Raw genomic sequence first — 14,443 nt, forward strand, 5'->3', positions numbered from 1 at the left:
GCGAGGCATCGATCCGGTTCCACGTGCTCGGGTCATCGCGCCACCCCCGAGGCGAGAATCGCGTCCAGCGACTCGGCCTCCGCCCACAGGGCTTCAAATGCCTCGGGGTCGGGCTCCTGATGGCCGTAGTAGACGGCTTCGAACATCCGGAGCGTCCGACCGACTGCCCCTTGCACCACCTCATCCTCAACCGACCGAACCAGTTGCCGACCGGTTCGTCCGGGAGCAAGCCGAATCAGGCTCATCTGGTCGAGCAGCAACAACTGATGTGCAAAGAGCAAGACGACCGCGCGGCCTCGCTCTCCCTGCTCGCGGAACCGGCGGGCGGCTTCCAACGGGTCCGATTCATCCATCGCCAGGCCCGTCGGCAGCGAGTCAACCCGAGCGGCCGAACCCGTCACCTGCGCCGCCTTTGCTCTCGTTTGGAACTGACCTGCGGCCTCGATCCTGCGCTGCCACGTCCGAGCAAGATAAAGAATCAAGGCCATCAAGCCCGCTGCGAGCAGGACAAAAATGATCAGCCGCCCCAGATCCTGCAGGTTCATCGAGGGCCAATCGAACCACGATCCTCCGCCACCCAGCCGAGGGTTCGACGCCGCTGGCGGCCGGGGAGGCATGACCGGACGGAACCCGTCGTTCGGGGCGTCGTACCAGGGAAAGCTGCGGCCGGCAAATGCCTGGCGCACCGATTCGACCGCCTCAGGATCGACCGAGGCCGCCTCTGACGGCTGAGCCAGTCCTCGCGGAGATGGTCCGGCAACCCCCATTGCAACCACCATCGCCAGAAGCAACGATCGGCTTACCATGAGTCGGAGTCCTCCTTCATGGCCCGTCCGACCGCCCGGAGCCGTAGCTCAACCTCCCAGCCTTCGAGGCGGATGCGTTGATCAATATACGTCAAAAAGCGGACGATTGCGAAGAAGGCCACCGCGATCCAGACTCCGACAAACACCCAGGCATTGAACACGAAATCGGCGTCCGAATAGCCCCAGGTCAGTTCCCCCTGAACGACGCTCATGACCTGACCGGTCGCAAACCAGAAGGCCAGCACGAACAGGCCACCGAAGGTCATTTGCGTCATCCACTGGCCGAACAGCTCTCCCCCGCGATCGCTGCTCAGGTCGGTACAGCGCGACCAGGCCCGACGCCACTTGCCACGCTCCAGCAAGAGCACCTCGTTCATGAACACCTGGCGCACCGGGATCAGCCAGGCCAGCACCATCGACCCCAGCAGAAGGCTTCGGAGGAGAAACTGATACAAGAGCATCGGCACGAGCTGTCGGAGCAGCGTTCCGATCACCTGGCGCGGCCTCGGCGTGCTGCCGAACATGATCCCCCCTAGCACAATCGTCAACGGAGCCGTGGCGAAGGGTGCTTCGAGAACGATCGCCCACAAGTGGACGACCGCTCGCCCGTCCTCCACCTCAGCCAGGATCCAGGCGTTGAGCAAGGCCCACGGGGCAATTCCCAGGAGCGCCGCGAGCCCTAGCGTGATCGGCCGGTGCCGGATCACCACCAGGGCCAGGTCGAGGATGTCCAGGTATGATCGCTCTCGAATCTGAACCAGAGTTCGATCAACGGCCACGATCTCGCTCCGATGCCTGGCCGACGAATTCCACGGAACCGCTCGCGTCACCAGCCCCGCCGCGACCACCCGCCACAAGGTAAACCACGAGAAGCAGCGTACTGCCAATCGCAACGCCCGCCTTCCCCCAGTACGGCAAGGCCGAGGCCGACACAAACCCTTCCACGAACGCCGCCAGCACGAACAGACAGACCGCCGTTCCGACAATCGGCAACGAGGCCCGAGCCTCCCGAGCCAGCGAATCGAGCCGCCGCTGCCCTTTTGTGTCGATCAATCCCCACCCCAGCCGGAGCCCGGCCGCTCCCGACATGACGATCGCCGTCAGCTCGAACGGACCATGAGCCGTCACAAACTCATAAAAGTTCGCCGCCGAAGGAGTCGTCGCCATGTGCCCGAACATCGTCCCCAGCACAATTGCCTGAAAGCACAGCTCGTAGAGCGTCATGATGCCGAAGGTCAGGCCATACGCATAGCATTTCAGGCCGATCGCTGCGTTGTGGTTGATGTAAAATCCGGTCATGAAGGCATCTTCACGGGGCATCTCCGTCAAGGGGCGGGCGTACATCGCTTCCAGGTTGGCAATTTGCTCCGGGCCGACCACCTTGTCGGCGAAGCCGGGCCTGCCGGCGGCCAGCAAGCCGGCCAGGATCATCAGGCCCCAGAAAACCACCGACGCCAGCTTCAGGAACGGATCCGATCGCAACCGACGCGGGACCACCTCCAGCAGCTCCGAAGCCCAGTCTCGGACCCGAAAGCCTCGGGTTCGGTAGATCGAATTGTGAGCCCGACCGACCAGGGCATGAAGATACGCAACGGTCTCCCGGGGCAGGTCATACGCTTCGGCCAGCATCAGGTCGGCACAGGCGGCCCGGTACAGCTCTCCCAGCCGCACGACCTCGGCGGCTCCGATCCGACCCTCGGGAGACGGCACGGTCGGGTCGTCCTGCTGCTCGGCCGCAATCGCTTGTTTCCAGGGTAACAGCCGACGGCCCCGCAACGCCCCGGCCTGCTCGAAGCGGATCAGGAGCGCATCCAGCTCTCGCCAGACCTGCTCGCGACGGGCAAGGCGCTCGGCAACCCTCATACGCGATCACTCCTCCAGGAAGACGCGGTGGTAGAGGGCGCAGAGTACGGTGTCTCCCGTTGCGTCTTCCGGCAAATCGTACGTCTTCCGGGCCGGAACGGCGAGATGAGCGGCCATTTCTTCCCGCCGAGACGTGCTGAACCGCTTCCGGTGCGCCACGTAATCGGCCAGCGCCCTTGCCAGTTCCGGCCCCGCATCAATCCGGGCCGGCAAACGGGGCAAGAGGGTCTGAACAGCCTTTTCCTCCAGAAGAGCCACCCCACCCCGCGTCGGCCGCTGCTCGACAATCACCATCGTTCGGGCCGCCAGATCCCCGAGCCGCTGAAACCGACGGGTCAGCAACATGCTGGCAATCGCCGGTAAATACCCGAACGGCACGATTCCATCGAAGCACCAGAGCAAGTTGCGCAGGAACGCCTGCCCGCCGTTGATCGGCACGCCTTCCACCGACACCACCCGGAGTCCCATCGCCCGCTTGCCGACCGTCTGGCCGTTCAACACCCCTTCCAGCAAGGCACCATAGCCAAACCGAAGCGCGAACAGAATGACCAGAAATAGGCCACCACCCGCCGCCGTCCCGAGCGCCAGCAGCAACGACACCATGAGCCCCAGGAACACCAGCATTCCCAGGACCGCCAGGTCGATTAGATAGGCCGTCGCACGTCGAAACGGACCCGCCAGCGGATACTGAAACGTAATCCGCTCCGGAGTGATCAACCGGACGGTCGTATCGAGTGCCTCGTGTGTCGCTTCAAGGGCCGCCGTGGCCATGATGCTTTCGACCTCGACGCCGCAATGCCGCGGGCCGGCTCTACGCTCCGGGCCATCCGGTGCGCCAACCCGACCCGCCCGTTCTCAAGGTCGATCCATGCTATCTGCCCGGCCATCGATCGGCAACGCGCCTCGCTCCTCGATCGGCCAATCCGACCTCTGCGAGCCGACGACGCAAGCCCATCACTCCCTCTTGCCGGAGCAACGACTTACCCTCCCGACTCATCCTCTCGCAAATGCCTTGGCACATATTCCCGGAAGACCGTGGTCACCACGGCTCCGCGATAGAGGTCCTTCAGGTACTCATCCACCAGTTGGGTTTGCTTGCGCGATTTCAGAAGCTCCCGAATCTCATCTTGCACCTCCTCGAACCGTTTCCGCCCCGCCGGGCGAACCGTTTCGAGCCGAACCAGGTGCAAGCCGTTCGGGCCTTCGAGAACCGTGCTCATCTGCCCCGGCTTGAGACTCCCGAGGGCCGCGTTCACCGACGAAACGGCGTAACTTCCCGGCGCGGTCGTCCAGAGTCCTCCCGTATCGACGTTCGGTCCCTCTCCCATCGACCGGGCGATCTCCTCAAACGGTGCCCCTTGCGAGATGCGAGCCATCACCTCGTCCATCTTCGCCTGCGCGGCCTCACGGCTCGGATGGTTGGCAAAGCGGACGTGGATTTCGCGCCAGGTCAGTTGCGGACCTTGCTGGAAGCGTTCATCGTCCCGATGCTCGAAATAATACGCCCGCATCTCAGGCAAATCGACATGCACCTTCGAGGCAACGTTCATCATCAGGAACTGCTGATAAATCGTTTCCAGCTTGAACGAGTCGAGAATCTCCTCAAACGACTCATTTCGTTCCGAGAGCACCCGTTCCAGGGCGTAACGGTCTTCCACCTGATACTTGTTCAACAGGGCGGGAAGCCGTTCCTTCTCGAACAGCTCGACCGCGAACTTGTTGATCAGTTCCCAGCGTTTCGCATCTTTGAGCTCGTTGCGCCTGGCTCGCTGAATCACGAGCGATCGGTCGATCAGATGATCCAGCACATTGGCGGCCAGCGACTCCCGGACCCCGGGAGCCATTTGCATCTGGGGGTCCAGCTCCCGGAATCGTCGGGCAACCTCCGACTGCAACTCGTTCCAGGTAATGATGTCACTCTCGACCCGAGCCGCCCACTCACCGACCGGCTGACCAATCGGCAACTCGACCTCTTGCTCGGTGACCGCCAGGTTCGACTCGGTCTTGAGCCCCATTCGATCCGTTGAGGCACCCGTCCCCGTCTCCACCTCGGCCGAGGCCCGCATCACCTGGGAATCGACCCGAGCCGGGCTCGGAGCAGAGGGAAGCGGAGGAATCGCGATCCCATCCTCCCCAACAGTCCGATCGGCCTGCGTCTCCTGATCGGCCGAGCCCAGCACCTCCGGCATCTCCGGCGGCAACTCCGGCAACTCGGCGGGGATGGACGCGGGATCGTCAGGAATCGAGGCCGGCTCCTTCGGCGTCGAGACAAGGCGGGCTGGAGCTCCGGCGGCCGGTGCGCGTCCGGCCACCCCGTCCGATGTCGCCTCCGCCTCCCCCATCGAAGCCCCATCGAGCGTCCTCGGCGGGAACGGATCGGGACCGGCGTTGACCCGCTCCTGAATCGGAGGCAAACCCGGTGGCAACGCGGCAGGAGGCAGGCCCTCGGTCGGACGGAGCCCTTCACGGTTTTGACTGCAACCGATCAAGACCGCCGCAACAATCCACAGGCCGACCAGGCGATTCATCGACACCCTCCTCCACGCTCGACGACCACCGTGAGGGCCGAGTCAAGCCACCGAATCCGGATGGATCCACGATCCGTTCTACCATGCTCGCAGGCGCTTTGAGAAACGGCTTCAAGACACCTGCCGACCAATCGAGAACGCGTTGAACGAATGTGCGATCTGGTGATGCGGGGACGGGGAAGCCGCGACAGTACGACGAGCCTGCTGACTTGGCAAGTCCAGATCCACCCCCACCGTCCCCCTCGACCCGGCCGGCCTTGACCCCGTCGACCACTCGGCTTATGGTACGGCCGCCTTATATCCGGGCATCAACCCGAGGGAAGGAACCCGTGGGCTCCGATCGCACCTGCATCCTGGTCCTCAACTACAACGGCCGCGACCTGCTGGCCGAATGCCTGCCGTCGATCCTCGACGCCGCGCAGCGTGCCCCCATGCCCTGTTCCGTTGTCGTGGTCGACAACGCCTCGACGGACGACTCGGTCTCCTTTCTCCGCGATCACTGGCCATCTGTCGGCATCGAGCACGAACCCAACCGCGGGCTCGCGTCATTCAATCAGGTGCTTGCTCACCGTGATGAAGATGTCGTTTTGCTGCTCAATAACGATGTGAAGCTCGACCCCGACTCCGTCGCCCCGCTGGTCGATGCCGTTCGCCGTCACCCCAACGCGTTGTTCTCCGCCCCTTGCTGCTGGACCTTCGACGGCCAGACCTACGAAGGCATGCGGACACGAGTCCGAATGCGATTCGGCATGATCCAGGGCTGCTGCCGTGTTCCCGAATTCGAGGCCCACATCGACCGCCCCGGCCTGACCGCCAGCGCTGGGCCGATCCTGGCCGTCGATCGTTTGAAGTTTCTCGCCCTTGGCGGCTTCGACGAACTCTATTTCCCAGGGCGTCTCGAAGACCTCGACCTCGGTTTCCAGGGCTGGATGCTCGGCTGGAAGGGATATTACGTGCCCGAGTCGGTCGCCTACCACCGTGGCTTCGGCTCCTTCGGCCCAGCCTTTGGCGCGACCGGATGCGATCGCCTGGCGGTTCGCAATACCCTGCTTTTTTCCTGGAAGAATCTGAGCGGACGACACCTGTTCGCCCACCTTGCCTGGCTTGCCGTCCGGTTGATCGCCGCGATCGGCATGGGCCGGCTCGAATTTCTCAAGGCATTCCGAGAGGCCCTCGGTCAGCTCAGCAAAGCCCTGGCCTCGCGTCGCCGTGTTCGGTCGGACCATCCCCACTACTGGACCGTCCGCCAGAATGCCTTTTTCGAAGAATTCCGCTGGGAAACCCCTCAACCGCCTCTCCCGGCAACACAGACCGATCAACAGACTTTCCCAGAGGTGAGGAGCAGGCACATGGGTCGCAGAGTTCCTCTGCACGGACGGCAGACGTAACGCGTCCCCTCGTCGATCAAGCCTTCGACCGACCCGCTCGACCCGCCGGCGCATGGAGGCGCCCGATGCCACGATCCCGGACCCTGCCACCACTGATCATCGACGCCCGGCCCCGAGGGCCAGAGGGGCCGATGGCCGGTGTCCCCTTGCTCGGCCGGCCGGTGATCGCCCATCTGGTCGATCTCGCCTCGGGGGTCGCAGCCCATCCCACGCTCACCGTCCATGCCCGGCTTGAGGAACACGAGACCCTCCGCGGCCTTCTCGGCCAGGCAACTCCGAGGAACACCGGCATCACCTTCGCCACCGGCCCGCCACCGGAAGGGGCCGTGATCCTCCGGACCGACCGGCTTTACGACCCCTCGCGCCTCCGTCGCGTCGCCAAACGCGGGAAGGACGCCGAGTCGGCCGTGGTCTGGCGGCTCGACTCGCCGCACGGGTTGGCCGGAGCCGAGGCCGAGCTGGTCCGTCGCCGCTGCTATCAACCGATCGGCCGCTTCTGGTCGGTCGGCCTGGCCGGAGTCCTCGTCCGGGTGCTGGCTCCGACTCGGGTCCGGCCCCACGCGCTGACGGTCGGATCATTCCTGTTCATGATTGCCGCCGCGGCGATGGTCGCCTGGGGATCGCTCACCCCCTGGCTCCGCTGGTCCACGGCCGGAGCCCTGGCCGTTGCGCTCGTGCTCGACGGCGCAGACGGTCGCCTCGCCCGACGCCAGGGGACCGCCTCGCCGCTCGGCCGCTGGCTCGACACCACGCTCGACGAAAGTGGCGAAATGATTCTTCATGCCGCCATCGCCTTCGCCGCCTTCTCCCGGACCGGATGGGCCGGCTGGTTGGCCGTAGGCATGGTCTTCGCGATGGGAAAATATCTGTTCACGCTCAGCAACGACGAATGGAACCGTGCGGTCGGTTCCCGAGACGGCAACACCACGCTGGCCCGCGAGCCGCTCGACGCCCAGCCCCAACCCCTGAGCCCCACCTGGTGGGCTCGCAAGCTCGGCCATGCCGACATCCGCTGGCACCTCTGGATCGTCGCCGCCGCGGCCGGTCGCCTGGAATGGGCCCTGGCTGCGTATGCCGCGTATTTTCCCACCCGTGCCCTTGCCGGCGCGATTCGAAAGGTAGGACCGACATGGCGAAGCGACCTCGCATCTCGGCCCTGATCATCGCCCGAGACGAAGCCCAGAACCTGCCCGGCTGCCTCGCCTCGCTTGGCTGGGCCGACGAGGTCGTGGTGGTCGTCGACGCCGCCAGCCGCGACGAAACCCTCGCCATCGCCCGGCAACGGGCTGATCGGGTGATCGTTCGCCCGTTCGACGACTTCGCCTCCCAGCGCAACGCCGCCCTGAACGTTGCCACCGGCGATTGGGTCTTCGCCATCGACGCCGACGAACGTGCCACCCCGGCGGTTGCCGCCGAGATCCGTGGCGTCGTGGCCGATCCGAAGGCCCCTCACAACGGCTACCGCGTGCCGATTCGCAGCGAAATTCTCGGCCGCCCCTTCTCCTACTCTGGCACGCAGGACGACCGCCCCTTACGCCTCTTTCGGCGGGGTCAAGGCTGGTGGTTCGGCACCGTTCACGAAACGGTTTCCCTCCGAGGATCGAGCGGAACACTCTCCCAACCGCTGCTGCACCGCACCATCCCGACGATGAATGTCTTTCTCTCCAAACTCAACAAGTACACGTCCCTGGAAGCGATTGAATTTGTCCGTCGTGGCCGCCCGGTGCGCACGTTCGACTGGACCATCCACCCCTTCTGGACCTTCGCCAAGCTCTATGTCGGCAAGCGAGGCTATCGTGACGGCGCCGAAGGGCTGGTCTTCTGTGCCCTCTCGGGCGTGTCGGTCGCCGTCCGACACTGGAAGCACCGCGAACTTGTTCTCCAGGCCGAGGCTCAGGGGAGGGCGGCGTGATGATTGCAGCCCCATCCCCGCCCCAATTCGAAGCCGAGGTCGCCTCTCGCTTCGACGCCCTGGAGGCCCGCTTCAAGGATGACGTGGCCGCCGACGATGTCCGGCTCGACGCCATCCTCCGCCATCTCGGTCCGATCGAAGGACGCCGAATCCTCGACGCCGGGTGCGGCAAGGGCCGTTTCGCGGCTCGTCTCGAAGAACACGGTGCCCGGGTTCTCGGTCTCGACCCATCAGCCGGGATGCTCCGGGCAGCTCATCGCCGAGGGCTTCCGGTCGCCAGGGCATCGGCCAGGCATCTGCCATTCACAAACGCATCAGTTGATGCCGTGGTTTTCGTCGAAGTGCTCGAACACATCGCCCCCTGCTCCCTGGAAGCCACCCTTCGAGAAGCCTTCCGAGTGCTTCGTCCCGGCGGTCGGATCGTGATTGTCGACAAAAATGCCGCTTCACTCGATCCGATTCGTCCCTGGCTCCCCGCCATTCTCGTCAAGCGAATCGACGAGCGGCGCGGGCGATGGATGTACCCCCCGGGGTCCAGGGTCCGCGAGCGCTGGTTCTGGCCCGGCCAGATGCGCCGCCGGCTCCGTCGAACCGGATTTTCGAACATTCACTCCGAGGCGTTGCTTGATCCTTCTGAACGTCGATGCGTTGCCTTCCGAACCGTTCCGATGACCCGGCGCTTCGTCGCCTGGTCGGCCACTCGATCGGAGGGAGCGTGCGGGCCATGATCACGAGCACTGCAACCGTTTCACTCTCAGAACTGGCCTCGGCCGCCACCACCGGGCCACCGCTCTTGCCGCTCTTGCTCTGGAAAACGCCTCCGGGGCTGGAGATGATCCTCCGCCAGGAAGGTATTCCCTTTGAGACGATCCACGAGCCGCATCCGATCGTCCTGCACCGCGGTCGGTTCGTCCTCTTTGACAGCCAGTCCGAGGAGTCGGCGCGTGGGATCCCCGTGGGCGTCGATCAGGTCGCTATCGACATCAACACACTTCGAAACGGCTGGGCGAACGACCCCTTCGCCGCCCTGATCGACACCCAGGCCGGGCTCTGCTCCTGGACGATCGCGGGGGTTTCCCTCACCGAGCGCGTCGCCGCGTTCGACAAGGGGAGTATCCGTCGCGCCCTGCTCGCCCGGCTCCGCGAAGAAGTCACGCGCCTCGGCGGCCTCTGGATTCGCCTCGCCGTCTTCCCCTATCCCTACCGAGCGGCCTTCAACCTCCGCCTCGATCTCGACGAGCCGATCCCGACCGATTACCACCGCTTCGCCGACGCCCGCCGCCCGCTCGACGACTGCACCACCCACTTCGTCAGCACCGCCGCTTACGGCCTTGACGAATCCGTTCTCACCGATTTGAAACACGTCGACACCCAATCTCATGGGCATTTCCATGTGGTCTACCGCGACCCGGCCAGCAATCGCCGGAACCTCGAACGAGCCCATGATTGCCTGATCGCCGCCGGGTTCGATCCCGTCGGCTTCGCGGCCCCCGAAGGACGATGGAACCCGGGGCTCGACGCCGCGATCGAGCGGCTCGGCTACCGCTACTCGTCTGATTTTTCGGTCGGCTACGATGATCTCCCCTTTTTCCCCTGGCGGGGCGATCGCTTCTCAAAAGTCCTTCAAGTGCCGATCCATCCCATCTGCGAAGGGCTCTTCCTCAACGCCGGACGCGACGACGCCGCAAGCATTGCCACCCACCTCGTCAAGGTCGTCCGCGCCCGGATCGACCAGGGGGAACCTGCCTTCGTCTACGGCCACCCCGAGCGCCGCCTGGCCCGATTCCCGGAAGTCCTCGCCGCCCTAGCCCGGGAAATCGAACGCTACGACCTGCTCTGGCGCACCACCCTGACCGAGTTCTCCCACTGGTGGGCCTGGCGAGGCCAACGCCGCTGGTCGGTCATCGCCCGAGGTTCCGGCCGAGTCGAGGTCGCTTTCGAAGACTGGAGCGACTCTTACCCCCTGACCCTCGAAATCGTCCGAGGCTCTCACGTCGCCAGCCTGCCGATGGTCCGTCCCCGCGGCACGCTTCAGCTTGACGGTCTCTCCTTCGAACGCGCAACGGCCCGCGTCGATCTGCCTACCCCGTCGGCCGTCCGCCCCCCGTTCAGCCTCAAGGCCGCCGTCCGATCGGCGATCGACTGGGAGACGATCACCCCCGTCGAGGAACTCGACGACAGCTCCCCCTGCCTCCTGCTCAAGAAAACCCTCCGCCGGGTCCGCGACCGCTGGAAATCAAAAGTTTACATAAAATAACCTGAGCGCCCGATCTTGATTTCCCCCCGTTGGCGACCAAGAAACCCCACCTTGGTTTCTATCGTGCCGATCGGACAGACGATGACACCGCCCGAAGGCCCTGTAAACACCCTGGCCGATCGCCGGAGCCTCTCACAGGTCTCGTCGATGGACTGGCTCCGGCATCGCTCGCTCGGCCCGATGGAAGCCGGGGCGGTCCTCCTGCACGCTCCCGGCCACGCCTTTCAAGCCCCCGGCGGTGGAGAGGTCCAACTGGCAAGAACGGCCAGGCACCTAGAGGACCTGGGCGTTCTCGTCCGGCCCATGAACCCCTGGGCCGATCGCCTGGAGCAGGGGAGGTTGCTGCATCTTTTCGGCATGAGCCGCGAAGGGCTGGACTTGGCGAAGATCGCCCAATCGCGAGGAGTCCCCGTCGTCCTCTCGCCGATCTGCTGGTTCGAGCCCTCGGCCCTGGTTGCCCTGGCCGGGAGTCGCCTCAAGGCGGCACAGGACCTGGCGGCGTGGGGGCTGAGGCGGGCCTTCCCCCGAGTGCCGGGCTGGCGAAGAGAACTCCTCCAGCACTCGGATGCCGTTCTCCCGAACTCCGAGGCCGAAGGTGAGCAACTGGCCCGCCTGTTCGGGCTCGACCGGCGGAAGATCCGGGTCGTGCCCAACGGCGTGGAACCAACCGTGCTCGGGGCCGATCCGGGACCGTTCCGGGCCCTCGTCGGGCAAGACGAATTCGTTCTCTACGCCGGGCGCATCGAGCCGAGAAAAAACGTCCTGGGGCTGGTCAAGGCATGCGCCGATGCCCGCTTGCGCCTGGTCGTCGTGGGCGATCCAGTGCCGGGCCACGAAGCTTACGCCGAGCAGTGCAGGGGGGTGCCCCTGGCCTCGGTGTCCTGGTTGCCGAGAATGGATGCAGACGCCCCCTTGCTCGCCTCGGCCTTCGCGGCGGCCCGCGTGTTCGCGCTGCCGAGTTGGTTCGAGACCCCCGGCCTGGCCGCGCTCGAAGCCGCCCTGGCCGGGTGCGCGGTGGTCATCACCCCCTTGGGTTGCACCCACGAATATTTCGGAAACTGGGCGTTCTATGCTCGACCAGACAAGATCAAGGAGATTTCCGGGGCCTTGCAACGGGCGTGGAAGGCCGGTCGGGGCGGAACTGAGCTTGCCGAAGTTGTCCATCGGCGGTACCTCTGGGCAACCGTGGCCCGAAGGACGGCGGAGGTTTATGACGAAGTCGCCCCGACAGGATGATCGGGCGCCGAGCCCCGTGCCGGTGCGTCGCTATCGCTACAGCAAGTGGCGCTGGCGCGTTTTGGTCGGCACGTTGGATGCCGTGGGAGGGCTCGCCATGCGCCTCTGGCGCATCGTGCGGCCGATCCCGACGTGGTCCGAACCACGGCGCATCCTGGTCGTGCAGCTCGACCATCTGGGAGACTCGGTCCTCTCCAGTCCCCTCTTTCCGAGGCTCAAGGCGCACTCTCCCGACGCGGCGATCGACGTGCTCGCCTCGCCGAGCAACCGGGCGGTCTTCGAGGCCGACCCGCTCGTCGATCGGGTCATCCTGGCCGATCGCAACTGGTTCGAGCGCCAGCCGGGCCGCTGGGCCCTGGCCTCGGCCGTCTGGTCGATTGCCCGGATGCTCCGGGGCAAGGGGTATGACCTTGGCATCGACGTCCGGGGCGACGTGCTGTCCGTTCTCGTCCTGGCGATGGCCGGCATCCCGCGCCGGGTCGGCTGGGCAATGGGAGGCGGCGGCTTCCTGCTGACCGACCTGGCCGATTGGGTCCCCGGTCGTCACGAGGTCCGCTCCCGACTGGCCCTGCTCGACGCGATGGCCCTCCCTCGGCCCGAAGGCGAGCCTGATGACGCCTCGGCCCGCGTCTCGGTCCACGTCTCCGACCGCGACCGCTCCCGGGTCGCCCGATTGCTCGCCGACGCCTGGGAATCGCCCGCTCCCGTCCCGGTTCGCCCCGCGAAACGATCCGTGCGCAGGGCCTCGGCCGAACTCGTCATCGTCGGTTCCGGCCCCTCGAACCACCTGATGGACGAGGACTTTCCCCCCGATCCGGACTCCGAACCCCCTCGTTTTCCTCTCTCCCTCTCAGTCCTCTCCCCCTCCCGCAGGGGAGAAGGTTGCCGAAGGCCGGGTGAGGGGATCCGCCCCCCCCAACACTTCAACCGGCCCCGCTCCGACGAAGCCCCGATTGAACCGTCCAACGGCTCCGAGGCCGATTGGCTGCACGCCGGGCGGTTCGGAGCGTCGGCGCCGTTACTTGCCGTGCATCTCGGCGCGGGGACACCGGCCAAGCGCTGGCCAATCGAGCACTGGGATGCCCTGCTTACCCGGTTCCTCCGCGACGGCTGGCGTGTGCTCATCGTCGGTGGCCCCGACGATGCCGAACTGGCCGCCCGGCTGACCCCTCATGATGCCCTCCGCGACTGGACCGGCCGCCTCGCCGTGACCGAAACGACCGCCCTTCTGGAACGGGCCGACCTGTTCCTCGGCTCCGACAGCGGCCCGGCCCACCTGGCCGCCTGTGCGGGAGTGCCCTCGGTCGTCCTGTTCAGCGGGACGAACCGGGTGGGCCAGTGGCGCCCCTGGTCGCGCCGGAGCCTCGTCCTGCGGCACGATGTCCCCTGCAACCCCTGCCACCGCAAGGTCTGCCCGCTGGCCGATCACCCCTGCATGACCGGCCTGACCCCCGACCGCGTCTACCAGGCCACCCGCCGCTGGTGGTCGCGCTTGCATCGCGCGGAGTCTCCCCATGCCCCGCTCTGATGGCCCGATCGAACTCAGCTCTCCCCGGATCGACTGGCGATCGTGGCTCACCCTCGCCTGGGTCATCGGCTTCGGATCACTCTACGCCCGGATGGTCCTGCAGGAACGTGCCCCCGGCCTCTGGGACCTGATTCGCGGGTTTCTACCCCTCGACTGATCCCTCGGCGGGCAAGCCCTGGGGAGTCGAAGTCGGGGGCGGACAGAGTCTCCGCAACGTGTCTGGCTCGACCGGAAGCGAGAGCTTTCTGACGCGAAAGTCGGCATACTGCACATTCCGGAGATTTGGGTGGGGCGAACCTTCCCCCCGAGCCGCCTGATCGCGGAACGTGTCGAGTTCCAGATCCACCGGCGCCGTCCAGGGAATCTCACTCCCCCCCAGCTCGACGAGCAGGACGGTTCGATCCCGCACCCCGTCGAATTCCCTCGTGTTCGCCGCCCGATCAGGCGGGAAGCAGGTCCCCGGCCCGACGAGGGCGACGACGCTCGTAAATCGGGTCGATCCGCCTTGCTTCGCCTGATCGGTCGGGCACTGGAAAATCGACGGCATCTGGTCGATGAGCAGGCGGTTGTTCGGCCCGTCCCACGGTTCATCGAACCGATACGAAGCGTAATGCGCATGCCCCTCTATGAACGGCAGCACGAGCACCCGCCAGCTATGCCAGAGGCTCCCGTCGGGGCCAGGCACGACGGCCGGAGGCAATGTCCCGTACGCACTCTCGTAATTCGCCAGAGCCAGGCCTAATTGACTGAGCACCCCGACGCATTGCGATCGCCTGGCCGCTTCTCGTGCCAAGTTCACCGCTCGAGACAGCCAGGTGATCGGCGCCAGGACCAGGGCGATCACCACCATCCGTCCCATCCAGCCCCGAACCGTCAATCCCTTGCGGCCCGATTGATCGGCTTGCGGGTCAGACACGAGCGGGCC

14 protein-coding genes are annotated in these 14,443 nt (G+C 65.7%); 8 read left to right on the forward strand and 6 right to left on the reverse strand.

Annotated elements, in window-relative coordinates:
* Positions 1-32: 32 nt before the first annotated feature.
* The 5 genes from GA615_RS12940 to GA615_RS12960 form a co-directional block, all read right to left on the reverse strand.
* Positions 33-806, reverse strand: coding sequence for a DUF4129 domain-containing protein (locus GA615_RS12940; RefSeq protein WP_152051720.1), 774 nt, complete (start codon positions 804-806; stop codon positions 33-35).
* Entirely contained in the window at positions 800-1,585 is a 786-nt protein-coding gene (locus tag GA615_RS12945; protein WP_152051721.1) for a hypothetical protein, read from the reverse strand. Before GA615_RS12945 ends, GA615_RS12940 begins: the two co-directional genes overlap by 7 nt.
* Positions 1,575-2,669: a stage II sporulation protein M gene (locus GA615_RS12950; RefSeq protein WP_152051722.1), complete on the reverse strand. Its 1,095-nt coding sequence runs from the start codon at positions 2,667-2,669 to the stop codon at positions 1,575-1,577. Before GA615_RS12950 ends, GA615_RS12945 begins: the two co-directional genes overlap by 11 nt.
* Before the next feature lie 6 nt (positions 2,670-2,675).
* On the reverse strand, positions 2,676-3,440 hold the full coding sequence (locus GA615_RS12955) for an RDD family protein (protein ID WP_152051723.1): 765 nt from the start codon (positions 3,438-3,440) through the stop codon (positions 2,676-2,678).
* A 209-nt stretch (positions 3,441-3,649) separates the two neighbouring features.
* Positions 3,650-5,197: a peptidylprolyl isomerase gene (locus GA615_RS12960; RefSeq protein ID WP_152051724.1), complete on the reverse strand. Its 1,548-nt coding sequence runs from the start codon at positions 5,195-5,197 to the stop codon at positions 3,650-3,652.
* A gap of 329 nt (positions 5,198-5,526) precedes the next feature.
* Between GA615_RS12960 and GA615_RS12965 the strand changes: the two genes are divergently transcribed.
* From GA615_RS12965 to GA615_RS27440, 8 genes are all read left to right on the forward strand, one after another.
* On the forward strand, positions 5,527-6,585 hold the full coding sequence (locus GA615_RS12965) for a glycosyltransferase family 2 protein (RefSeq protein ID WP_235905391.1): 1,059 nt from the start codon (positions 5,527-5,529) through the stop codon (positions 6,583-6,585).
* Between the two features lie 65 nt (positions 6,586-6,650).
* Positions 6,651-7,745: a CDP-alcohol phosphatidyltransferase family protein gene (locus GA615_RS12970; RefSeq protein WP_152051726.1), complete on the forward strand. Its 1,095-nt coding sequence runs from the start codon at positions 6,651-6,653 to the stop codon at positions 7,743-7,745.
* Entirely contained in the window at positions 7,715-8,497 is a 783-nt protein-coding gene (locus GA615_RS12975; protein WP_152051727.1) for a glycosyltransferase family 2 protein, read from the forward strand. Before GA615_RS12970 ends, GA615_RS12975 begins: the two co-directional genes overlap by 31 nt.
* Complete coding sequence (locus GA615_RS12980) at positions 8,497-9,225, forward strand: class I SAM-dependent methyltransferase (RefSeq protein ID WP_152051728.1); 729 nt, start codon at positions 8,497-8,499, stop codon at positions 9,223-9,225. The genes GA615_RS12975 and GA615_RS12980 overlap by 1 nt, the downstream gene beginning before the upstream one ends.
* The gene (locus GA615_RS12985; RefSeq protein ID WP_152051729.1) at positions 9,222-10,754 is read left to right on the forward strand and encodes a hypothetical protein; all 1,533 of its coding nucleotides are present in this window, start codon (positions 9,222-9,224) and stop codon (positions 10,752-10,754) included. The genes GA615_RS12980 and GA615_RS12985 overlap by 4 nt, the downstream gene beginning before the upstream one ends.
* Positions 10,755-10,835: 81 nt before the next feature.
* Positions 10,836-11,990 (forward strand): glycosyltransferase, encoded by a 1,155-nt coding sequence (locus tag GA615_RS12990; RefSeq protein WP_235905393.1) that lies wholly within the window; start codon positions 10,836-10,838, stop codon positions 11,988-11,990.
* Positions 11,965-13,518, forward strand: a complete 1,554-nt coding sequence (locus tag GA615_RS28165) for a glycosyltransferase family 9 protein (protein ID WP_235905394.1) — start codon at positions 11,965-11,967, stop codon at positions 13,516-13,518. The genes GA615_RS12990 and GA615_RS28165 overlap by 26 nt, the downstream gene beginning before the upstream one ends.
* Positions 13,505-13,675 (forward strand): hypothetical protein, encoded by a 171-nt coding sequence (locus tag GA615_RS27440; protein WP_161602311.1) that lies wholly within the window; start codon positions 13,505-13,507, stop codon positions 13,673-13,675. Before GA615_RS28165 ends, GA615_RS27440 begins: the two co-directional genes overlap by 14 nt.
* Here GA615_RS27440 and GA615_RS13000 read toward each other — a convergent pair.
* Positions 13,661-14,434 carry a DUF1559 family PulG-like putative transporter gene (locus tag GA615_RS13000; protein WP_152051730.1) on the reverse strand — a complete coding sequence of 258 codons (774 nt, stop codon included), beginning with the start codon at positions 14,432-14,434 and terminating at the stop codon, positions 13,661-13,663. The genes GA615_RS27440 and GA615_RS13000 overlap by 15 nt on opposite strands.
* Positions 14,435-14,443 lie beyond the last annotated feature (9 nt).

It is taken from the genome of Tautonia marina (assembly GCF_009177065.1).
Classification (GTDB): domain Bacteria; phylum Planctomycetota; class Planctomycetia; order Isosphaerales; family Isosphaeraceae; genus Tautonia; species Tautonia marina.